Annotated in this window: 22 protein-coding genes and 3 pseudogenes; 13 read left to right on the forward strand and 12 right to left on the reverse strand. The window is 61.6% G+C overall.

The features are described 5' to 3' along the window. The first annotated feature begins 4 nt into the window (after positions 1–4). Complete coding sequence (gene lolD, locus ACTJJN_RS19250) at positions 5–688, forward strand: lipoprotein-releasing ABC transporter ATP-binding protein LolD (RefSeq protein WP_014753922.1); 684 nt, start codon at positions 5–7, stop codon at positions 686–688. A gap of 60 nt (positions 689–748) precedes the next feature. Beyond that, positions 749–1,990, forward strand: a complete 1,242-nt coding sequence (locus ACTJJN_RS19255; RefSeq protein ID WP_440781521.1) for a lipoprotein-releasing ABC transporter permease subunit — start codon at positions 749–751, stop codon at positions 1,988–1,990. A 39-nt stretch (positions 1,991–2,029) separates the two neighbouring features. Here the strand turns inward: ACTJJN_RS19255 and cinS are convergent, their stop codons facing one another. Further along, positions 2,030–3,382, reverse strand: a complete 1,353-nt coding sequence (cinS, locus tag ACTJJN_RS19260) for a two-component system sensor histidine kinase CinS (RefSeq protein ID WP_440781522.1) — start codon at positions 3,380–3,382, stop codon at positions 2,030–2,032. After that, positions 3,379–4,059, reverse strand: a complete 681-nt coding sequence (cinR, locus tag ACTJJN_RS19265) for a two-component system response regulator CinR (protein ID WP_003248810.1) — start codon at positions 4,057–4,059, stop codon at positions 3,379–3,381. Before cinR ends, cinS begins: the two co-directional genes overlap by 4 nt. A 201-nt stretch (positions 4,060–4,260) precedes the next feature. Between cinR and ACTJJN_RS19270 the strand changes: the two genes are divergently transcribed. Together ACTJJN_RS19270 and queF are read left to right on the forward strand one after the other, a co-directional pair. Beyond that, positions 4,261–4,788: a cupredoxin domain-containing protein gene (locus ACTJJN_RS19270; RefSeq protein WP_012053151.1), complete on the forward strand. Its 528-nt coding sequence runs from the start codon at positions 4,261–4,263 to the stop codon at positions 4,786–4,788. A 68-nt stretch (positions 4,789–4,856) separates the two neighbouring features. Beyond that, the gene (queF, locus tag ACTJJN_RS19275; RefSeq protein WP_012053150.1) at positions 4,857–5,687 is read left to right on the forward strand and encodes an NADPH-dependent 7-cyano-7-deazaguanine reductase QueF; all 831 of its coding nucleotides are present in this window, start codon (positions 4,857–4,859) and stop codon (positions 5,685–5,687) included. A 31-nt stretch (positions 5,688–5,718) separates the two neighbouring features. Here the strand turns inward: queF and ACTJJN_RS19280 are convergent, their stop codons facing one another. Further along, positions 5,719–5,982, reverse strand: a complete 264-nt coding sequence (locus ACTJJN_RS19280; protein ID WP_003248815.1) for a DUF4404 family protein — start codon at positions 5,980–5,982, stop codon at positions 5,719–5,721. Positions 5,983–6,104: 122 nt separating this feature from the next. Continuing rightward, the gene (locus ACTJJN_RS19285) at positions 6,105–6,668 is read right to left on the reverse strand and encodes a hypothetical protein (protein ID WP_012053149.1); all 564 of its coding nucleotides are present in this window, start codon (positions 6,666–6,668) and stop codon (positions 6,105–6,107) included. 201 nt (positions 6,669–6,869) lie between these two features. Here ACTJJN_RS19285 and ACTJJN_RS19290 point away from each other — a divergent pair, with 201 nt between their 5' ends. Further along, positions 6,870–7,577 (forward strand): MlaA family lipoprotein, encoded by a 708-nt coding sequence (locus ACTJJN_RS19290; RefSeq protein ID WP_012053148.1) that lies wholly within the window; start codon positions 6,870–6,872, stop codon positions 7,575–7,577. Between the two features lie 34 nt (positions 7,578–7,611). Here ACTJJN_RS19290 and ACTJJN_RS19295 read toward each other — a convergent pair whose 3' ends face one another. Continuing rightward, positions 7,612–7,911, reverse strand: coding sequence for a PilZ domain-containing protein (locus ACTJJN_RS19295; protein ID WP_012053147.1), 300 nt, complete (start codon positions 7,909–7,911; stop codon positions 7,612–7,614). Positions 7,912–8,181: 270 nt separating this feature from the next. Here ACTJJN_RS19295 and rssB point away from each other — a divergent pair, with 270 nt between their 5' ends. Further along, positions 8,182–9,363, forward strand: coding sequence for a two-component system response regulator RssB (gene rssB / locus ACTJJN_RS19300; RefSeq protein WP_003248822.1), 1,182 nt, complete (start codon positions 8,182–8,184; stop codon positions 9,361–9,363). Continuing rightward, positions 9,360–9,842 carry an anti-sigma factor antagonist RssC gene (gene rssC, locus ACTJJN_RS19305; protein WP_003248823.1) on the forward strand — a complete coding sequence of 161 codons (483 nt, stop codon included), beginning with the start codon at positions 9,360–9,362 and terminating at the stop codon, positions 9,840–9,842. Before rssB ends, rssC begins: the two co-directional genes overlap by 4 nt. A gap of 112 nt (positions 9,843–9,954) precedes the next feature. On the opposite strand, the gene ACTJJN_RS19310 is transcribed toward rssC, so the two are convergent. The 3 genes from ACTJJN_RS19310 to dusA all read right to left on the reverse strand — a co-directional run bounded on the left by ACTJJN_RS19310 (position 9,955) and on the right by dusA (position 14,035). After that, positions 9,955–11,808: an alkaline phosphatase D family protein gene (locus ACTJJN_RS19310; protein ID WP_012053146.1), complete on the reverse strand. Its 1,854-nt coding sequence runs from the start codon at positions 11,806–11,808 to the stop codon at positions 9,955–9,957. Between the two features lie 133 nt (positions 11,809–11,941). Then, entirely contained in the window at positions 11,942–12,868 is a 927-nt protein-coding gene (gene tal, locus ACTJJN_RS19315; RefSeq protein WP_012053145.1) for a transaldolase, read from the reverse strand. Between the two features lie 156 nt (positions 12,869–13,024). Next, positions 13,025–14,035, reverse strand: coding sequence for a tRNA dihydrouridine(20/20a) synthase DusA (dusA, locus tag ACTJJN_RS19320; RefSeq protein ID WP_004576744.1), 1,011 nt, complete (start codon positions 14,033–14,035; stop codon positions 13,025–13,027). A 97-nt stretch (positions 14,036–14,132) separates the two neighbouring features. Here dusA and ACTJJN_RS19325 point away from each other — a divergent pair. The 3 genes and pseudogenes from ACTJJN_RS19325 to ACTJJN_RS19335 all read left to right on the forward strand — a co-directional run. Next, positions 14,133–14,264: pseudogene (locus ACTJJN_RS19325) on the forward strand (site-specific integrase); the annotation flags it as partial. 10 nt (positions 14,265–14,274) lie between these two features. Beyond that, positions 14,275–14,440 (forward strand): annotated as a pseudogene (locus ACTJJN_RS19330) (tyrosine-type recombinase/integrase); the annotation flags it as partial. Between the two features lie 83 nt (positions 14,441–14,523). Beyond that, on the forward strand, positions 14,524–14,832 hold the full coding sequence (locus tag ACTJJN_RS19335) for a chorismate mutase (RefSeq protein WP_012053142.1): 309 nt from the start codon (positions 14,524–14,526) through the stop codon (positions 14,830–14,832). A gap of 45 nt (positions 14,833–14,877) precedes the next feature. On the opposite strand, the pseudogene ACTJJN_RS19340 reads toward ACTJJN_RS19335, so the two are convergent. Further along, a pseudogene (locus tag ACTJJN_RS19340) lies at positions 14,878–15,397 on the reverse strand (LysE family translocator); the annotation flags it as partial. 91 nt (positions 15,398–15,488) lie between these two features. On the opposite strand from ACTJJN_RS19340, the gene ACTJJN_RS19345 reads away from it, so the two are divergent. The 3 genes from ACTJJN_RS19345 to ACTJJN_RS19355 all read left to right on the forward strand — a co-directional run bounded on the left by ACTJJN_RS19345 (position 15,489) and on the right by ACTJJN_RS19355 (position 17,920). Beyond that, positions 15,489–15,947 (forward strand): hypothetical protein, encoded by a 459-nt coding sequence (locus ACTJJN_RS19345; RefSeq protein ID WP_341783234.1) that lies wholly within the window; start codon positions 15,489–15,491, stop codon positions 15,945–15,947. A 438-nt stretch (positions 15,948–16,385) separates the two neighbouring features. Then, positions 16,386–16,949, forward strand: a complete 564-nt coding sequence (locus tag ACTJJN_RS19350; protein ID WP_003248835.1) for a TetR/AcrR family transcriptional regulator — start codon at positions 16,386–16,388, stop codon at positions 16,947–16,949. Next, positions 16,946–17,920: a DMT family transporter gene (locus ACTJJN_RS19355; protein WP_440781525.1), complete on the forward strand. Its 975-nt coding sequence runs from the start codon at positions 16,946–16,948 to the stop codon at positions 17,918–17,920. Before ACTJJN_RS19350 ends, ACTJJN_RS19355 begins: the two co-directional genes overlap by 4 nt. A gap of 71 nt (positions 17,921–17,991) precedes the next feature. On the opposite strand, the gene ACTJJN_RS19360 is transcribed toward ACTJJN_RS19355, so the two are convergent. From ACTJJN_RS19360 to ACTJJN_RS19370, 3 genes are all read right to left on the reverse strand, one after another. Then, positions 17,992–18,831 (reverse strand): AraC family transcriptional regulator, encoded by an 840-nt coding sequence (locus ACTJJN_RS19360; RefSeq protein ID WP_440781526.1) that lies wholly within the window; start codon positions 18,829–18,831, stop codon positions 17,992–17,994. A gap of 136 nt (positions 18,832–18,967) precedes the next feature. Next, positions 18,968–19,360 carry a GFA family protein gene (locus tag ACTJJN_RS19365; RefSeq protein ID WP_012053136.1) on the reverse strand — a complete coding sequence of 131 codons (393 nt, stop codon included), beginning with the start codon at positions 19,358–19,360 and terminating at the stop codon, positions 18,968–18,970. Positions 19,361–19,441: 81 nt separating this feature from the next. Continuing rightward, positions 19,442–20,146 (reverse strand): SDR family oxidoreductase, encoded by a 705-nt coding sequence (locus tag ACTJJN_RS19370; RefSeq protein WP_440781527.1) that lies wholly within the window; start codon positions 20,144–20,146, stop codon positions 19,442–19,444. Positions 20,147–20,212: the final 66 nt, after the last annotated feature.

A 20,212-nucleotide genomic window follows, 5' to 3' on the forward strand; every position in this document is an offset into this window, starting at 1 on the left:
GCGCATGAGTGATAAAGCCGTTCTGAGTTGCCGCAACCTGGGCAAGTCCTACGACGAGGGCCCGGAGTCGGTGCAGGTGCTGTCCGGGCTCAACCTGGAACTGCAGGCCGGTGAGCGGGTGGCCATCGTTGGCAGTTCCGGCTCGGGCAAGAGTACCTTGCTCAACCTGCTGGGCGGCCTCGACCGGCCGACCCAGGGTAGCGTGTGGCTGGCTGGCGAAGAGCTGTCGGCACTGGGCGAGCGTGCCCGTGGCCTGCTACGCAACCGTGAGTTGGGCTTTGTCTACCAGTTCCACCACCTGCTGCCGGAATTCACCGCCATCGAGAACGTGTGCATGCCGCTGCTGATCGGCCGAACGCCCATCCCCGAGGCCCGGGAGCGTGCCGAGGCGCTGCTCAAACGGGTAGGCCTGGGCCACCGTTTGAACCACAAGCCAGCCGAGCTTTCCGGCGGCGAGCGCCAGCGTGTGGCGATTGCCCGGGCGCTGGTCAACCGCCCCGGCCTGGTGATGCTCGACGAGCCGACCGGTAACCTCGACCACCACACCGCCCAAGGCATCCAGGAACTGATGCAGGAGCTGTCCAGCGCTTCGCGCACGGCATTCCTGGTGGTCACCCACGACCTCAACCTGGCGCGGCAGATGGACCGTGTGCTGAAGCTCGACGATGGCCACCTGGTGGCCATCTGATCGACTGCCGGGGTGGCAGGTGCTGCCCCGTTTTCCTGTTTCCATTGGGTGATTTCGTACATGTTCAGACCCTTGCCCATCTTTATCGGCGCGCGCTACACCCGAGCCAAGCGTCGCAACCATTTCATCTCGTTCATTTCGATGACTTCGATGATCGGCCTGTCGCTGGGCGTGCTGGCGATGATCGTGGTGCTGTCGGTGATGAACGGCTTCCAGCGCGAAATGAGCTCGCGCATTCTCGGCCTGGTGCCGCATGCCGCCATCCTGGGCGTGCAGCCGCTGGACGATTGGCACAAGGTGGCCGACGCCGCCATGAAGAATCCGGCGGTGATGGCTGTGGCGCCGATTACCGAGATGGAAGGCATGCTGTCGTACAAGGGCGCCATGCAGCCGATCCAGGTGGGTGGTATCGACCCGGCCGAGGAGGGCAAGGTTTCCATCGTTGGCCAGCACATCGTCCAGGGCCGTCTGCAGGGCTTGCAGCCCGGTGAGTTCGGTGTGGTTATCGGTGAGCTGACCGCACGCCGCTTCCGCCTGAACACCGGCGACAAGCTGACCTTGATCGTGCCGGAAATCAGCAAGGAACCGGGTGGCATCACCCCGCGCATGCAGCGCCTCACCGTAGTTGGCATCTTCAAGGTCGGCGCCGAGCTGGATGGGTCGCAGGCCTATATCCATGTTGCTGATGCAGCTGAGATGCAGCGCTGGGCGCCGGGCCAGGTGCAAGGTGTGCGCCTTAAGCTGCACGACCTGTATGCCGCTCCGCAGGTGGCCAAGGCGATTGCTGTCGGGCTTGGGGACGCCTACCGGGCCGATGACTGGTCGCATACCCAGGGCAGCCTGTTCAGCGCCATGAAGATGGAAAAGACCATGATCGGCCTGTTGCTGATGATGATCATCGCGGTAGCGGCGTTCAATATCATCGCCACCCTGGTGATGGTGGTGAACGACAAGGGGCCGGACATTGCCATCCTGCGTACCTTGGGCGCCACGCCGGCGCAGATCATGGGCACGTTCATGGTCCAGGGCAGCCTGATCGGCATTGTCGGCACGCTGATTGGTGGCGTACTGGGCGTGATTGCGGCGTTCAATGTGAGCCAGATCGTCGGCTGGCTGGAGCGGGTGAGCGGGCAGCACATCTTTACGTCGGATGTGTACTTCGTCAGCAGCTTGCCGTCGCAGTTGCAGTGGGGGGATGTGGCGATCATCTGCACCGCCGGCCTGGTGATGAGTTTCCTGGCGACCCTTTACCCGGCCTACCGGGCGTCGCAGGTGCAGCCGGCGATTGGCCTGGCGGTTTGATGTTTGCCTGAGATCCTGGGGGCGTAAAGCGCCCCAGGGTTACCGATCTTGAGCGAACTCGATCACGAATCGGGTCCACCCACCCTCGCACTCCGCCCGTATGCACCCGCCATGGGCCTGCACGATCGACCGGGTAATCGCCAGGCCCAACCCCGCATGCTCGCTGCTGCCTTCCCGCCGCGCCGGGTCCACCCGGTAGAAGCGGTCGAAAAGCCGCGGTAGCGCCGCCGGGTCGATAGCCAGCCCGGTATTGGCCACGTTGATCGTCGGCCCCGGCCCCAGGGTCACCTTGATCTGTCCTCCTGCCGGGGTAAAACGCATGGCGTTGTCCAGCAGGTTGGACAGCGCCCGGCGCAGCATATGCTGGTCGCCGTGCAGCACCGCTTCACCCTCGCGCAGCATCTGCACGTCGTTGTCTTCTGCCAGAGGCGCGTAGTACTCCAGCAGTGCATCCACCTCGTCATGCAGCGCCAAAGGCGCGTGCCCCGGTACCAGAAGGCCGTGGTCGGCCTTGGCCAGAAACAGCATGTCGTTGATCATCTGCGCCATCCATTGCAGTTCTTCCAGGTTGCCATGCAGCGCCTCTCGGTATTCTTCGAGGCTACGTGGGCGGGTGAGGGTGACCTGGGTGTGGGTCAGCAGGTTGGACAGCGGCGTACGCAACTCGTGGGCGATATCGGCCGAGAACGCTGACAGGCGCTGGAAGGCATCGTCCAGGCGCTGCAGCATCGCGTTCATGCTGCTGGCCAGCTCGGCCAACTCTTCGGGCATCTGCGCCACCGGCAGACGGGTGGTGAGCGAACGCGCTGACACGCTGGCGGCCACCTGGCCCATCTGCCGCAATGGGCGCAGGCCGCTGCGGGCAGCCCAGGCACCCAGTAGTGCGGTGGTTAGCGCCGACAGGCCGACCGTCAGCCAGATCAGCCGTTGCATGCCCTGCAGGAAGTGCTGGTGGTGGGTGATGTCGAGGTACAGGGTCAGTCGCGGCGACTGCATGGTGCCCTGTTTCAAGGGCACGGACAGGCTGCGGTAGTCGATGCCTTGCGCATGCAGGGTGGCCAGCCCGGTGGCCAGCGCTGCTTGCGGCAGCCCGCTGCGGCTTTCGAACCAGGTGGCGCCATTGCTGGCGCTGATACGCAAGGCCAGGTCGGCCTGGTGACTCAGTTCATCGCGCAGGGCAGGCAGGCGGGCCTGGAGCTCATCAGCCGTGCTGACATCAGCCAGTTGCGTACGAAACAAGGACAGGCGCGAGTCCAGCAGTTGTTGGTCAAGTTCGACGAAGTGCTGCTCGCTGGCCCGGCTGAATAGCAGCCCGGCGCCTAGCGAGACGGTGGCCGTGCAGGCGGCGAACAGCAGGGCCAGGCGGCTGCCGAGGGAAATCCGGCGTATCACTCGGCGCGCTCTTCGAGTACGTAACCCATGCCGCGTACGGTGTGGATCAGCTTGTTGGGGTGCGGGTCGTCGATTTTCAGGCGCAGGCGGCGGATGGCCACTTCGATCACATTGGTGTCGCTGTCGAAGTTCATGTCCCACACCTGCGAGGCGATCAGCGATTTTGGCAGCACCTCACCCTGGCGGCGCAGCAGCAGCTCAAGGAGTGAGAATTCCTTTGCGGTCAGGTCGATGCGCAGCCCGGCGCGCTCGGCGCGGCGTCGGATCAGGTCCAGGCGCAGGTCGGCCAGGCTCAGGGTCGTGTCCTGGCTCGGGCTGGTGCCACGGCGCAGCAGGCTGCGTACCCGGGCCAGCAGTTCGGAAAAGGCGAACGGCTTGACCAGGTAGTCGTCGGCGCCCAGTTCCAGGCCATGCACGCGATCCTCGACGGCGTCGCGGGCGGTCAGGAACAGCACTGGCGTATCCAGGCCTGCCTGGCGCACGGCCTGAAGAATCTGCCAGCCGTCGCGGCCAGGCAGCATCACGTCGAGGATCAGCAGGTCGTGGTCGCCGGTCAGGGCGAGGAACTGGCCGGTCTCGCCATCGGTAGCCAATTCGGTGGCAAAGCCGGCCTCGCTCAGGCCTTGGCTAAGGTACTGGCCGGTGCGGGCCTGGTCTTCGACGATCAGCAGTTTCATGCACTGTCCATATTCTGAAAGGTTGTGCGTAGCCTATGGCGTCGCTTTACTGCTAGCACAGGGGCAATGGGATGGGTGAAATGATACGTGACGATGTGCCGGCCCGCCCAAGCTGACAAAGTTGTAATGTGCCTGTCAGGTAACTGCCAGTCGCCCCCGGCTAATGTGGCTTAATCCCGATTGTGTAACCCCGGAGTCATCATGAAACACCTGTTCATTGCCGCCACCCTTATCCTGGGCAGCCTGCCGGCTTTCGCTGGCCAGGCGCAGAGCTTCGCCTTTGGCGAGCCTGCCCCGGCGGCCCAGGCCACCCGCACGGTCAACGTGGTGCTCAAGGACATCGCCTTCGAGCCAAAAAGCCTGCAGGTAAAAGCCGGCGAGACGGTGCGCTTCGTGCTGGTCAACGAGGGCAAGCTGCCGCACGAATTCAACCTGGGCGACAAGGCCATGCATGCCGAACACCAGAAGGAAATGGTCGCCATGCAAGGCAAGATGTTCACCGAGGCGATGAACCACGAAGGCATGGATCACGGCAAGATGATGAACCACGGCCAAATGATGGACCATGGTGACGGCCATGGTCACGGGGGTGGCAACACTGTGATGGTCATGCCCGGCCAGCGCGCCGAACTGACCTGGACCTTCCGCCAATCCGCGCCCATCGAGTTTGCCTGCAACGTGCCGGGGCATTACCAGGCGGGTATGGTGGGGGCATTGACCATTGAGTGACTGGCCCTGCAAGGCGGTGTGCAAAACCGGTAGACTAGGGGCATTTTCGAACCTCTAGGTCAGTTTCCATGCATCCCGCTGCCGAACATTCCCCGCTGGGCAAGTCCAGCGAATACATCGCCACCTACTCCCCGGAGCAGTTGTTCCCGATCCCGCGTACTGCCAAGTGGGCCGAGCTGGGCGTCACTGCACAGACCTTGCCCTGGCAGGGGGTGGATTACTGGAACTGCTTCGAGCTGAGCTGGCTGCTGCCTTCGGGCAAGCCGGTGGTGGCGATCGGCGAGTTCGCCATCCCGGCGGACTCGCCAAACATCATCGAGTCCAAGTCATTCAAGCTGTACCTCAACTCGCTGAACCAGACGGTGTTCGCCTCGCTGGACGCGTTGCAGGCATGCCTGGAAAAAGACCTGTCCGCCGCTGCCGGCAAGCCGGTGGGGGTGAAGGTGCGCACCTTGGCCGAGGTTGAAGCCCAGGGTGTGGTGGCGTTACCGGGGCAGTGCATCGATGCACTGGATGTGGCCATCAGCAACTACGAGCAGCCGCAGCCAGAGCTGTTGCGCTGCGACCCGGCGCGGGTGGTGGAAGAAACCCTGCATAGCCATCTGCTGAAGTCCAACTGCCCGGTCACCGGCCAGCCGGATTGGGGCAGCGTGGTGGTTGAGTACAAGGGCAGGGCGCTGGACCACGCCAGCCTGCTGACCTACCTGATCAGCTTCCGCCAGCATGCCGACTTCCATGAGCAGTGTGTGGAACGGATTTACCTGGACTTGAAGAATCTGCTGCAGCCGGAGCACCTGACGGTCTATGCACGTTATGTGCGCCGCGGTGGGCTGGACATCAACCCGTATCGCAGCACCGGGGCGATCAGCCCGGATAACAAACGCCTGGTACGGCAGTAATACAGGGGGCCGCTTTGCGGCCCCCGCTCTTTCAGATCCCCATGCTGTGCAGCGAGTTGGCAATGCTGCGCAGGGTGGCTGTGAGGTCGGGGTGGTCGGCCTCGAAGCGTTCGATCGCCAGGTTCACGCCGTCCACCAGGTTGTTGTCTGGCGTGGCTTCCTCAAGTTTCAGTTGCGCCTCGATCTGGCGCGCCTCTTCGTGCAGGGCGGCCAGCTCTTCTTCCGAAAGCGGTACGTTGCGGTCCAGTTGCTCGCGCAAGCTGTTCAGGCGCTCTTGCAATTCGCGGGCAGGCATTGGCTATTCTCCATCAATGGCTTGGCAAGCCATGGACCTCGGCGGCGTGGCAAAGGTTCTGGCCTGTCTTCAGGGTAATCTACCTGCTGGCGATTTGCATGATCCGCGTCAAGGCTGCTGTATCAGGGTTTTTCACCCTTGCGCCGGCGCTGGGCGATGTCCACCAGGCAGGTGTCCAGCGCTTCCAGATGGTCGATCACCGAGTGCACGCCCAGGCTGAATAGCGCCAGCGTCGCCTTGCTACGCGCCAGATCCTGCTCTTGCGGGCTCATGGCTTGCCATTGCGCAGAAGTGCGGTCGCATAACGGGCTGCAGGCGGCCAGGCCCACTGTCCACAAGCCGGCGTTAAGGCCAGACTGCAGCAGGCGGGGGTCGCCGCTGACCAATACGCAGCCATCCAGGCGCTCGCTGTCCAGCGCCATCAGTGCCTGCCAGCACGCGTTCGGCGCTGGCCAGCGCACGCCATTGACCGCATGCCCTGGCAGCCAGTCGGGCAGCACATGGGCCAGGCGCTCGCTTTGCGCGGTATTGAGGTCATCCAGCCAGATGCACGGCACTTGGCGCTGACGCAGGCTGGCAAGGGTGGCCAGGGCGCCGGGGGCGGGTGATGGCGCGCCATGGGTAGCCTGCACCAGGCAGCCGCGCAAGCCGAACAGCACAGCAGTGAAGGCGGGCGCAGTGTCCATGGCAACTTCCCCCAAATGGTTCGAAGGCTATGCGTTGATTGTTACCGTCTTGTGACATCGGCCGCTGCGCAACAGTTGTTCACAAAATATTCAGCAAAAATGTGTAAGGCTGTTTATCAGCCCGCAAGTCTCTATACTGCCGCCTTAACAGCAGCGCGACCTGTTGCGCTTGCGGCCGAGAAATTCGATGGAGAAACATCTATGCGTAGGATCGGTGCCAGTGTGATCGAACGAGTCACCCAGGCCTGTGTCTGTGCCAGCATGCTGCTGGCGCCCGTGGCAGCCACCCAGGCCGCCACCGAGGAAGATCCCTGGGAAGCGGTCAACCGCCCGATCTTCCGCTTCAACGATACCCTCGACACCTATGCCCTCAAACCATTGGCCAAGGGCTACCAAGCGGTCACTCCACAGTTCCTCGAAGATGGCATCCACAACATCTTTCGCAACCTGGGGGACGTGACCAACCTGGCCAACGACGTGCTGCAGCTCAAGCCGCATGCGGCGGGCGTGGATACGGCGCGGTTGATCGTCAACACCACCTTCGGCCTGGGTGGCTTCTTCGATGTGGGTACCAAGATGGGCCTGCAGCGCAACGACGAGGACTTTGGCCAGACCCTGGGCTACTGGGGGGTGCCGAGCGGGCCGTATGTGGTCATCCCGCTGCTGGGCCCAAGCACCGTGCGTGACGGTGTGGCCAAGTACCCGGACACCTATACCAAACCCTATCGCTACATCGACCACGTGCCTACGCGCAACTCGATCTTTGCGCTGGACCTGATCGACACCCGCGCCAGCCTGCTCTCGGCCGAAAAGCTGATTCAGGGTGACAAGTACATCTTCATTCGTAATGCCTACCTGCAAAACCGCGAGTTCAAGGTGAAGGATGGCGAGGTCGAAGACGACTTCTGATCTGTGAACCTGGGGCCGCAAAGCGGCCTCAGGATCAATGCATGGCCAGGATCCGCAGCCCGAACTTCTGCTGCCCACTCGGCTGGTCGGCGATCCATACCACTTCGGTGCTGGCATGCAGCCCCTTCAGCGCCGGATGGTCGGAGTCGATCCGTACCTCGATCAGATCACCCACCAGAAAGCGCTGCGGCGCCTGCACCTGCATGCCGCCACTGGACAGGTCCAGGCACACCGCCGCAATCACCTGGCCTTCGTGCAAAAGGCTGACCTCGGTGTCGATGCGCATGCGAATGAAGTCGCGTTTTTCGCTATGGCTGGAGGGCGTGTGGGGCATGCTGCATCCTTCCCGTCGGGTTGCGCTGGTCGACTTTCTTATAACTCCCGGTGATTTGCCCTGTAAAGAGCGGCGAGGTCGACCCCAGCATGCTTGAAACCCCTGCCGGATGGGAGTACCGTCTGCGCCTTACAAGGTACCTCTGACAGTTGCCGGGCAGGTGTTCTTGTCCTACAACTCAAGTAGAGTGTGACCATAAAGAATTCCCGTAGCTGGCCGTCTGCCTTGCCGACACCGCTGCACCAACCTAAATCGGCGCCGTTCGCCCACATGCAGAAAACCAGTGCAACGCTGCTGATCATCGATGACGACGACGTGGTCCGTGCCAGCCTCGCCGCCTACCTTGAAGACAGTGGTTTCAGCGTCCTCCAGGCCAGTAATGGCCAGCAGGGGCTTCAGGTCTTCGAAGAACACCAGCCCGACCTCGTGATCTGCGATCTGCGCATGCCGCAGATGGGCGGCCTCGAACTGATCCGTCAGGTCAGCGAGCGTGCGCCGCAGTTGCCGGTGATCGTGGTGTCCGGTGCCGGCGTCATGAGTGATGCGGTGGAAGCGTTGCGCCTGGGCGCCGCCGACTACCTTATCAAGCCGCTGGAAGACCTGGCCGTACTCGAGCATTCGGTGCGCCGCGCCCTCGACCGCTCGCGCCTTGTGCTGGAAAACCAGCGCTACCGCGACAAGCTCGAAGCCGCCAACCGTGAACTGGAGGCTAGCCTGCACCTGTTGCAGGAGGACCAGACCGCCGGTCGCCAGGTGCAGATGAACATGTTGCCGGAAAGCCCCTGGGTGGCCGGCGAGTTCGCCTTCGAGCACCAGATCATCCCGTCGTTGTACCTTTCGGGGGATTTTGTCGATTATTTCCGCGTGGACGAGCGGCGCATTGCTTTCTACCTCGCCGATGTATCCGGGCATGGGGCGTCGTCGGCCTTTGTCACCGTGCTGTTGAAATTCATGACCACGCGCCTCATGTTCGAGCTCAAGCGCAGCAGGATGCGTGAGTTCAAGCCGTCTGAAGTGCTCAGCCACATCAACCGCGGCCTGATCAACAGCAAGCTGGGCAAGCACGTCACCATGGTCGGCGGGGTGATCGACGAAGAGTCCGGCCTGCTGACCTACGCTGTCGGCGGCCATTTGCCGTTGCCGGTACTGTACACCCCCGAGCATTGCCGCTACCTGGAAGGCCGCGGCCTGCCGGTGGGGTTGTTCGATGAGGCCACCTACCAGGACCTGGTGGTGGAGCTGCCCCCGCAGTTCAGCCTCAGCCTGATGTCCGATGGCATTCTGGACCTTTTGCCGGGTGATACGCTCAAAGATAAAGAAGCCGCCTTGCCGGAGATCGTCAAGGCAGCAGGTGGCAGTCTGGATGGGCTGCGTCAACGATTTGGATTGGCTACGCTTGGGGAGATGCCGGATGATATCGCCCTATTGGTGTTGAGCAGGAACCTTCAATGAGTACCGGTAGAATTCAGTTCGCCGAGCAGAGCGGTACCTTCGTACTGAAATTCGTTGGTGAAGTGCGCCTGACCCTGTGTTCGGCGCTGGACGCGACGATCGAGAAGATTTTCACTGCGCTGAACTTCTCGGCGATTGTCATCGACCTGACTGAAACCGAGAGTATCGACAGCACCACGCTGGGCCTGCTGGCGAAGCTGTCGATCCTGTCGCGGCAGAAGGTGGGCCTGCTGCCGACGGTGGTGACTACCAATCCGGACATTTCACGGCTATTGCAGTCGATGGGTTTCGATCAGGTGTTCAACATTGTCGATCGGCCGATTCCCTGCACCGATTGCCTGACCGACTTGCCGTCGCAGGACCAGAATGAAGAGGTGGTGCGCTCCAAGGTGCTGGAGGCGCACAAGATCCTCATGGGCCTGAATGACTCCAACCGCGAAGCCTTCCATGATCTGGTCAATGCGCTGGAGCGGGGCTGATCTATAGCCTTTGCCGGCCTCTTCGCGGGTAAACCCGCCCCTACGACGGCCTGCGCCCAAACACNGGGTTTACCCGCGAAGAGGCCGGCACAGGCTGTAAAAATTCTGAATCTCACTGCTCCCGGTTTTTAAACTCTGTAGCCTCACCCCCGCCCGCATCCAGCTGATACACCCGCGCCGGCCGCCCCTGTTCATCAAAAAACACCTGTCCCAGCCCGGCACCATTCCACAGCCGTTCCCCGGCCTTACTGTGGCTGGGCGTACGCGGCACCACCTCCATTTCTCGGCGCTTGGTAAACCAGTTGAGCGGCGAGCGTGGCGCATACAACCAGCGGTTGAGCCGGTCGAGCACATCCAGCAAACGCCGGGGGAACTCGTTCTTGATTCCGCTGCTGGTCACCTGCCACAAGTGCGGGCTGCGCTGGCGGTGGCGAATCAGCACCTCATACACGAACGAGTAATGCACATCCCCCGACAGCACCACGTAGTGCCCCGGCGTGCGCGAGTGGCGGAAGATATTGAGGATGACCTGCGCTGCACCGCGGTGAGCCATCCAGTTCTCGGCATCCACCAGCAGCGGGTAGCCCAGCCAGCTGAACACCTTCTGCACCGTCTCGATCAGCTTCACCCCGAAAATCGGCGCAGGCGACACGATGACTGCCGAGGGATGATCGAGCAGTGCCTGCTGCAATTCACTCAGCGCTTCCCAGTCCAGCAGGCCGGACGGCTTGGCCAGGTTGCTTTCGCTGCGCCAGCGGCGGGTGCGGGTATCCAGTACCAGCAGCGGTGGTTGTGTAGGCAGGCTGAACTGCCAACCCTGGAAGCGCAGCAGCTCGCCAATCAGCTCATCCTGGTTCTGGCGGGTCAGCACCTGGCACTGCTTGATCAGCGGATTGCAATCGTCCGGGTTGTTGCCCCAGGCCTGGCAGAGCAGGTAGCCGAGCAAGGCGTTGCCAATGATCCTTCGCGAGAATGGGTGGCCGTAGGCCGTTTCCTCCCACTGCGCCGAGAGGTTCCAGTCGTCGGTGATGTCGTGGTCGTCGAAGATCATCAGGCAGGGCAGGTGAGCCATCACCCGCGCCACCTGACCGAGATTGTCGGCAAACCCCTGGATCAGCGGCAGCTCTTGCCGGTATCGGGCTTGATGCTCGTCGCTGAGCCCGCTGGGGATGCCCAGGTCCACCAGTTGCCAGGGCACCGGCGACCACACCAACAGGTACATGGCCATGACTTCGGCGAAGGTCACCAGGTGGTTGTCGGCGTTGCTGGACGAGAAGATCGGCTTGCGCTTGCCGCCGAAAAAACGCTCGCGCAGGGTGTCGTTGCGTTCCAGCGCCGGCAGCAGGTCGGCGCGGTGGTAGTAGCTGGCCGGGTGCTGGTACAGCGCCTGGCTGTCGGCTACCACCGCACCCTCCAGTTGCTCGTCGAACAAGCCCAGGCGCGAGATCAGGCTATGGATGGCGCGCAGCATGGGGCCAGCGACATCGTCGGCGTAAACCTGGTCGCCCGTCATCAACAGCACGGCCGGGCGGTCTTCGGGCTTCTTGCACGCCTGCAGCAGCCGGTCGGCGCACAGCAGGCCGTCGGCAGCAGGGTGGTGCGGCTTGCGGCAGGAGCCGTGCAGCAACTGCTCGAGGCGCTCACGCAGCACCAGATTTGGGCGCTGGGCGCCCGGGTAGAGCAAGTGCGGCGCCCAGTCGGCGATACCCTGGCCATTGATCAGCAGGTCATAGTCGAGCAGCTGGTTGCAGGGCAGGGGGCTGGCGAATTGGATGTCCAGCAGGTGAACGTAGGCATGCCGGCCAATCGGCACCACCTGGCAATCGACGTGGGCCTCGCTTGCCAGGCAGACGAACGCGGGCTGCAGCGGTTGGGTAGTGACCAGCCAGACGGCCAGACGCTGGGGTTCCAGGCGGCGCAGTATCGGGCCGGCGAGAACGAGGGGCAACGGGTTAGGGGAGGTCATCGACAGCTCGGGTGGCTATGGCGGCCTGTTCGCGGGCNCAGGCCCGAGAATTCAATACACAACTAAGGCGTGGCAAACAAAACGGGCGGAAAATACTGAACACTTCCCGCCCGTCAGGCAAACCCGAACTGTATCAGGCCTTTTCAGCCATCAACTTCTCCAGCTTTTCCTGGTCCCGCGCAAACTGGCGGATACCTTCGGCCAGCTTCTCGGTGCCCATGGCGTCTTCGTTCATCGCCCAACGGAACTGGCTTTCGTTCAGGTGCTGCTTGGCTTCACCGGCGTTGCCCGGTTTCAGCACCTGCGGCAACTCACCCTGGTCATCACTCAGCTGCTGCAGCAGCTCGGGGCTGATGGTGAGGCGGTCACAGCCGGCCAGTTGTTCGATCTGGCCGATATTGCGGAAGCTGGCGCCCATGACCACAGTGTTGTAACCATTGGCCTTGTAGTAGTTGTAGATGCGCGTGACCGACTGCACGCCTGGGTCCTCGGCGCCCACGTATTCCTGGCCGGTGCTCTTCTTGTACCAGTCGTAGATACGGCCCACGAACGGCGAAATCAAAAACACCCCGGCATCGGCGCAAGCCTGGGCCTGGGCGAAGGAGAACAGCAGGGTCAGGTTGGTCTGGATGCCTTCCTTTTCCAGCTTTTCGGCGGCGCGAATGCCTTCCCAGGTGGAGGCCAGCTTGATCAGCACACGCTCTTTTGCCACTCCGGCCGCCTCGTACAGGGCGATCAGCTGACGGGCCTTGTTCAGCAGGGCTGGCTCATCGAACGACAGGCGTGCATCCACCTCGGTGGAGATACGCCCCGGGATGACCTTGAGAATGCCCGAGCCTACCGCCACCGCAAACTTGTCGCAGGCCAGGTCGACATCACCCTTGGCGTCGGCCTTCACCTGCTTGAGCAGGTCGGCGTAGCCCGGGATGGCAGCAGCCTTGAGCAGCAGCGACGGGTTGGTGGTGGCATCGACCGGCTTCAGGCGGGTGATGGCGTCCAGGTCCCCGGTGTCGGCGACCACGGTGGTGAACTGCTTGAGTTGTTCCAGCTTGGAGGTCATGGGCGTGCTCTGTCCTGTGCATTTACTCGACATTACCCGAGCCCCGACAGCCGCTCAAGGGCCGCCGAAACCCTGCGGACCGGCTGGTCCGCACAGGGCTGTACGAAAGGTGAAGATTCGAGTCGCAAGCAAGCCCGAGGTTCCCTCCCTCTGAGGTCACCGCCCCTGCAACAACTCCACGGCCTGGTCAAACACCGCCAAGGGTTCGGCCGCCTTGTGAATGTCTGCCGACAGCAACTGGCGGAAGCGCCGCGCCCCTTTGAATCCTTGGGCCAGCCCCAGAATATGCCGGGTAACGTGGTGCATCGCACCGCCACTTTCCATATGCGTCACGATGTAAGGCCGCAGTTGCGCCAATGCCTCGCTACGGCTGACCACCGGCGCATCGCTGCCAAACAGTTGCTGGTCCACCTCGGCCAGCAGATAAGGGTTGTGATACGCCTCGCGCCCCAGCATCACGCCATCGAAGGTTTCAAGGTGTGCCTGGCATTCGTCCAGGGTCTTGATCCCGCCGTTGAGCACGATCTCCAGGTCCGGGAAGTCCCTCTTCAACTGCGCTGCGATGTCATAGCGCAGCGGCGGGATCTCGCGGTTCTCTTTCGGCGATAGCCCTTCCAGAATCGCGATGCGTGCATGCACGGTAAAACTCCGGCAGCCGGCCTCACGCACCTGGCCGACGAAGTCGCTCAGTTCGGCGTAGCTGTCACGGCCGTTGATACCAATGCGGTGCTTCACCGTGACAGGCGTCGATACGGCATCTCGCATGGCCTTCACGCAGTCGGCCACCAGCGCCGGGTGAGCCATCAGGCACGCGCCGATCATGTTGTTCTGCACCCGATCGCTCGGGCAGCCAACGTTGAGGTTGACCTCATCGTAGCCCGCTTCTTCAGCCAGGCGCGCACACGCGGCCAGGTCGGCCGGCACACTGCCGCCCAGTTGCAGGGCCAGCGGGTGCTCAGAAGCATCGTGGCGCAGGAAACGGTGGGCGTCGTTGTGCAGCAGGGCACCGGTGGTGACCATTTCGGTGTAGAGCAGGGTTTGCCGGGAGAGCAGGCGCAGGAAGAACCGGCAATGCCTGTCGGTCCAGTCCATCATAGGTGCAACGCTGAAGCGGCGTGACGGCTCAGGGCGCGTGGTTTGTGGCTTTGAAGCTGATTCTAGGGGCATTCTGGTCTACGCATTTATGCACCATTTTCCGGGGGCGTGTTGGGTTTGATAGTGGTGCGGGCTACCGCCGCCAAACACACTCGTACCACCGGAAATCATGGCAACGATCAGAGCAAGGAAAAAGGCCGATGGAATGGTTAGCTATACCGTCCAGATCCGCCTCAAGAAAAAGGGTGTCCTAGTCTACCAAAGGTCCCAGACATTCGCCCGCCAGCAGGCTGCCCAAGCCGAGGTGAAAGATGGTTGGCGTGGAGGATCTGCATTTTCACGATATGCGCCACGCAGGCGTGAGCTGGTTGTGCGAAATGGAGTGAGATATCCCGCGTGCATCCAGTATTTCCGGTCATCGTGACGGGCCACTCGCTGTGGCGTTACACCCCTCTGAGGAGCGTGAAGCGAACCTAGCATAGAAGCTACACTGCACGCCCCGATCACCCACGATAGCCTGCTCCAATCCATCGCAGGCTCATGAAAAGGAAGTCAAGCAAATGGATGTACCTTGCACCTCTCTGGACGAAGTCCGTCAACGGATTGATGAAATCGACCGCAGCCTCGTTTCGCTTCTCGCCAAACGTGGAAGGCTCGTAACGCAAGCAGCAGGCTTCAAGAAAACCACCGATGATGTGCGTGCGCCTGCCCGGGTCGAGCAAGTGATCAAGAAGGTTCGTGAGATGGCTGACGAAACCGGTGCCTCGGCTGAGGTGGTGGAGCAGGTCTACAGGGCGATGATTTCGGCCTTTATCGCTGAGGAACTGAACACCCATGCGAAGCTGGCCGACGAGGCTTCAGCATCGTGATGAAACGCGGGGCTCATACGCAGCCCCGCCGCTTTCTCCTGCTTGCTATCTCTGGCTCAACGCCGCAATCGAAACGCCAGACGCGACGAAGGTGAGGCCTGCGCCCACGTTCAGCCCATTCACCAGCCGTGGCCGCCGGTACAGGTAGCGAGACAGTCCCGTGGCGAAAATGCCCATCAAGGCAAACCCCAATGCCGTGAGTACAGCGAACCACACGCCGTAAACCAACATCTGCACGCTGACCGACCCGCGTGCGGGGTCGACGAACTGGGGAATGAACGCCAGCACGAACAAACCTGGCTTGGGGTTGAGCGCAGCCGAAAGCAGACCGGTCAGAAAAATGCTGGATAGCGATTGCCTGGACGCCGGCTGAAAGCTTATCAGGCTACGAGCGCGCAGCACCTTGATCCCTAGCCAGAGCAGATAGCCGGCAGAGCTTGATCACCCAAAATGCGAGCACCGAGGTTTGCATCAGTAGGGTAAAGCCTAACGAGGCGGCTGCAACGTGAAACAGAATGCCTGCGCCGGACGCCACGCCGGACACGGCCGCTGCGGCATTTCCCTGGCAGTCTGTCGGAATGCGAGAACTTTGGTGTCTGTGTCAGGTCCAACTCGCACTTTAGCTACCCACTCGCGCCTCCGGAGCCGAACAAAAAATGAAAAAACCTTTGGTTGCTGTCTTTGCTTGTGCATTGGCACTCGGGATGACGGCATTCTTGCCTGCCGATATCTCTCCTATCAGTTCCGCCTATGCCAAGGGCGGTGGTGGCGGCGGTGGTGGCGGTGGCGGCGGTGGTCATGGCGGTGGCGGCGGACATGGCGGTGGAAACGGCGCCGGACATGGCGGTGGCATGGGAGGGCATAGTGGAAGCGGGAAGGGCCTTGGAAGTGATCACGCTGGAAAGGCGACACGCGATCATGGGGTAAGCGGCAATCATTACGGAAGCTCGCGCAACAGCGACAACGGTCACGGCACCACCACCTCGGGTGTCGCTCACTCCAAGGACACTCGCGGTTTGGCCAAGTCCACGGCCATCTCTGGAACGACGCCAGGCGATCATAATTCGAAAGGCCTCAGCAACGCTGTCGGGTCTTCTTCAAAAAATGATCGATGATTTGACCGCATCCATGCCGTACCGGCTTTAGCGTGCACGAAAGCCCAGCGTAGGCCGGGCTAAATGAACGGGTCACCCCCACACCCTGCGAGGGCTAAGCTTTCGCAGGGTGTTTTGTTTTGGAGGCCATCATCACGAGCGAGTCAGCACGGGTCGGGATCGATCTCGGTAAACACAGTTGCCACCGGCATGCCCAAGACACGTTGGGCCAAGCGGTGTTTCGCAAGCGGGTAGACGGCACGATCAGCCACACAGCCCCGATTCGCATCCCAAGTACAGGGGGCGCTTAGCTGGCGTAGCAAGTTTCTGATTGGCCAGGCCTGCGTTTTGCTGCTGCGCTCTGTGTCGTAGCGGCCATGCTTCAGGTCGTATCTGGATGCGGCCTGAATCTTACCGGTCAGTATAGTCAGCTCCGTCCCTTTGCCGGAGTGCCTTGAATTGGACAATACCCGTGAGCGTTTGATTGATGCCGCGCTGAAGCTGTTTCTGTTGCAAGGTGTATACGTGACGGGGGTAACGGCCATTGCCGCGATGGCGGGTGTTACCAAAATGACGCTCTACAGCCATTTCCCCTCCAAGGATGCGCTGATAGTGGCGTGCCTTGAGGAGCGTGACCGACGCTGGCGTGAAGAGGTAGCGTGCACCTTGGCCAGGCACCCTGAGCCGGTCAGTGGCATGCTCGCTTTTTTCGATCTGTATGAACGCTTTCTTTTAAAAGATAGCGAGCGCGGGTGCCTGTTCGTCAACAGTGCGGCTGAATTCCCCCAGTTTAGCCACCCCGTGCATTTGGCAGTGAGCCGGCATAAGCAAGGGATACGCGAAAACCTTGCTGCCTTGGCCATGAGCGCCGGTATAAACGACCCCGACGCAGTTGCCCAAGGGCTGTTTATCTTGCTGGAGGGCAGTTTTGTCAGCGGCGCGATGGGCCAGGACATGCGGGTATTCGACACTGCCCGACAAATAGCTCATTGCTGGATCCAGAGGCAGGAGCAGGGCGTATGACCCTGGGCTTGTTAGCGGCCATTGCCGCCACCTTTTCCTGGTCACTGCTCTACATCTTTCCGGGGCTGGTCGGTGACTACAGCCTTTTTGACCTGGCGGTGGTGAGCTATGCCTTTGCCGGGTTAGGTAGCCTGCTGGTGCTGTTCGTTTACCGTAGCGCAGTGCGGCAATTGCGACTGATTGACTGGGCCTGTGCCGCACTGCTGGGCTTCTTGGGATACATTGGCTACTTCTTCCTGATCACCACTGCGGTCTTGGCAGCCGGGCCGGTGATCCCTCCGGTGATGATGGGGTCAGTACCGATCGTGCTTGCGATTGCCGGCAACCTGCGCAGTGCCAGCGTGCCCTGGCGCGCCATTGCCGGGCCACTGCTGGTGGCGGGGCTGGGCATCAGCCTGGTCAATCTGAGCGTGTTTGATGCTAGCCGTGCGGCGGCAGTGCTCCCAACCGCATCGTTACTGCTTGGGCTGCTTGCATCGTTGCTGGCAATCGCATTCTGGACCGGTTTTGGTCTATTGAATGAAAGTGCTTTGGCTCGACGCCCAAGCCTGTCTCCCATGTTGTGGTCAGCCATGTTGATCTTCATGTGCAGCGTCGAAATGCTGGCGTTCATCCCGGTTGGGCTGTACTTGAAACTGTCTCATTTCGCTAGCCATCCGAGCGGATTGGCAGGTACTCAGGCGCTGATCGTCTGTGGGCTGATTCAGGGGTTAGGGGCCACCCTTGCAGGTGCCTGGGCATGGTCAATCGCAACGCGGCGTCTACCGCTGGCGCTGAGCGGGCAATTGATCGCCAGCGGATCCATTTATGCAACTACGATGGGCCTGCTCATCAACCAACGCTGGCCGTCTCCTATGGAAGCGCTTGGAACAGGCTTGTTGTTCGTAGGGGTGGTGTGGGCTATTCACGCCTTTTACCGCAAGCAAACACGCCTCCAGGCGCATGGCGAGGCATCCAGGGTACGTATCTGATCCCCGGCTCGGTTGCCCGGCCATGCGTCTGGGCTGGCCAAGTTGGCTACGCCCGCTGTCCATGGCTCAGCCTATTTCAGCGGCACGTAGATGTCTGTCTGCCATTGCTCCAGTGGCGTTTCTGGATACACGCTCAGGTAATCAAAGAACAACGGATGATCACGCAGTTCTTCGTTGCTCGATGGCAGCCAGTCACGGTAGAGCGGGTAGATAGTTTCGCCAATGTAGTCAGGCGAACCGGTATGTCGAATCACGGCACAGCGCCCCGCCGGTATTACCCGTTCATGCACCCCGAAATCGTTGGGCTGCACTGCCTCGTCTATCTCGCCGCACACGGCAAAGCGAAAGGCGTGGGCCGGGGTGGTGTCGGGGTTGTCGTAGGGGATACCGAAGGTACGGCTGCTGGCCACAGGCGACTGACCGCTTTGCATGCGCCATTGGCGAAAACGCGCGACGCTTTCGCTGACCAGGCCGGGCGGCCCTTGGTGTTCGAGCGCGGCCACGCGGGTTTCGGCGAAATTCACGATACGGATCTGCATGGTGATACTCCTGGATCGCTGAGGAACATTGAATACCGCACTCCAGGCCTGCCAGTTCGGCGCCTTGGCGAAAGCGCTCGGCGCCATGCCGAAGGCGCGCTTGAACGCTCTGGCAAAGGCTTCGGGGCTTTCGAAACCGGCGCCGAATGCGGCCTCCAGTATGGGCGTCGCGGGCGAGGCGACCAGTTGATGCGCTGCGCGTCGAAGCCTCATCAGTTGCACATACCGTGAAACCGGAACGCCCATGTAGGCCGTGAACTGCCGATGGAAGTGAAACGCCGAGAAGTTGGCGATGCGGCTCAAGGCATTCACCGACAGGTCACCTTCGAGGTGGCTGTCGATGTAGGCAAGCACGGTTTCGAACCGTTTCATGTAGCTAGGGTTGTGCTGTGAGTCAGTCAACGAACGGAATCTCTGGAAGGTGCGGTAAGCGCTAGCATCCGTTGTTCAGGTACCGAGGTGCCTAGCCGTGATTGCTCTATCGGGTGGCTTGATGTGCAGCCAAGCGTTATGAGTCAGGGTTACAGGGTGAGTACCAAGGGGCAGCAGCGTCGACGTAAACATGTTTCTGCTTCCTGGGCAGGAACGGTGTATCAAGCGTTCCCAGTGCTATCGAAATCCAGTCGGCAAACTCACCTTGGGCGCGTGACCAGAACAAGGTCGAGCCGCACTCCGTGCAGAACTCGCGCGTAACCGTCGGTGATGAAGAGAAGGCCTTGATGCTGGTAGCGCCGCGCAGTATTCGCAGCATGCTGCGCGGAATACTGCCGTACGAAGCGAATGCGGCGCCGTGACTTTTGCGGCACTGGCTGCAGTGGCAGTGGGTCACTGCCTTGGGAGGGGTGAGTAGCAGGTAAGAGACTGCTGCACACAAGCAGCTTCCTTGGTATGCCTCTGTCATTGGCGCTTCCGTGCTGGTGGGAAAGCGCCAGCGTAAACACCTTGGCCCGATCAGTCGACCGGCCTGCGGGCCAACGGGCAATCAAACGCTACGTGTTACGCCGCCATCGACCTTGATGTTCTGCCCGGTGATGTAGGCAGCGCCTTCGCTGGCGAGAAACGCGATGGTGGCGGCGATTTCCTCGCGCGTGCCATAGCGTTTGAGCGGCACGCTGTCGCGGCGCTGTTCGGTGGCCGGCAGGCTGTCGATCCAGCCGGGGAGGACGTTGTTGATCCTCACGTTGTCCCCGGCGAATTGGTCGGCGAAGATTTTGGTGAATGCGGCCAGGCCCGAACGGAACACTGCAGACGTCGGGAACAGCTCACTGGGCTCGAACGCCCAGGCGGTGGAAATGTTGATGATCACGCCCCCTTTCTGGCGCTGCATGTAGGGCGTCACCAGGCGAGTCGGGCGAATGACATTGAGCAGATAGGTGTCCATGCCCTTGTGCCAGTCTTCGTCGCTGATTTCCAGAATTGGCGCGCGCGGACCATGGCCGGCGCTATTGACCAGCACGTCGATGCGCCCCCACTTCTCCACCACGGCATCGACCAGGTGTTTCAGGTCCTCAAGCGACTGGTTGCTACCTGTTATACCCACACCGCCAAGCTCGGCAGCCAGCGCTTCGCCCTTGCCCGAGGAGGACAGGATGCCGACCTTGAACCCGTCAGCGGCCAGGCGCCGTGCCGCTGCCGCGCCCATACCACTGCCACCTGCTGTGATGATCGCAACTTTTTCTACTGACATGCTGCCTCCGGAACGTTAATGGCTGAATGCTTAGGCGCACTAAAATTAGCAGCAGTCGTGGCAGCG

Origin of the sequence: Pseudomonas sp. 22515, from assembly GCF_052044625.1 — a bacterium.
GTDB lineage: Bacteria > Pseudomonadota > Gammaproteobacteria > Pseudomonadales > Pseudomonadaceae > Aquipseudomonas > Aquipseudomonas alloputida.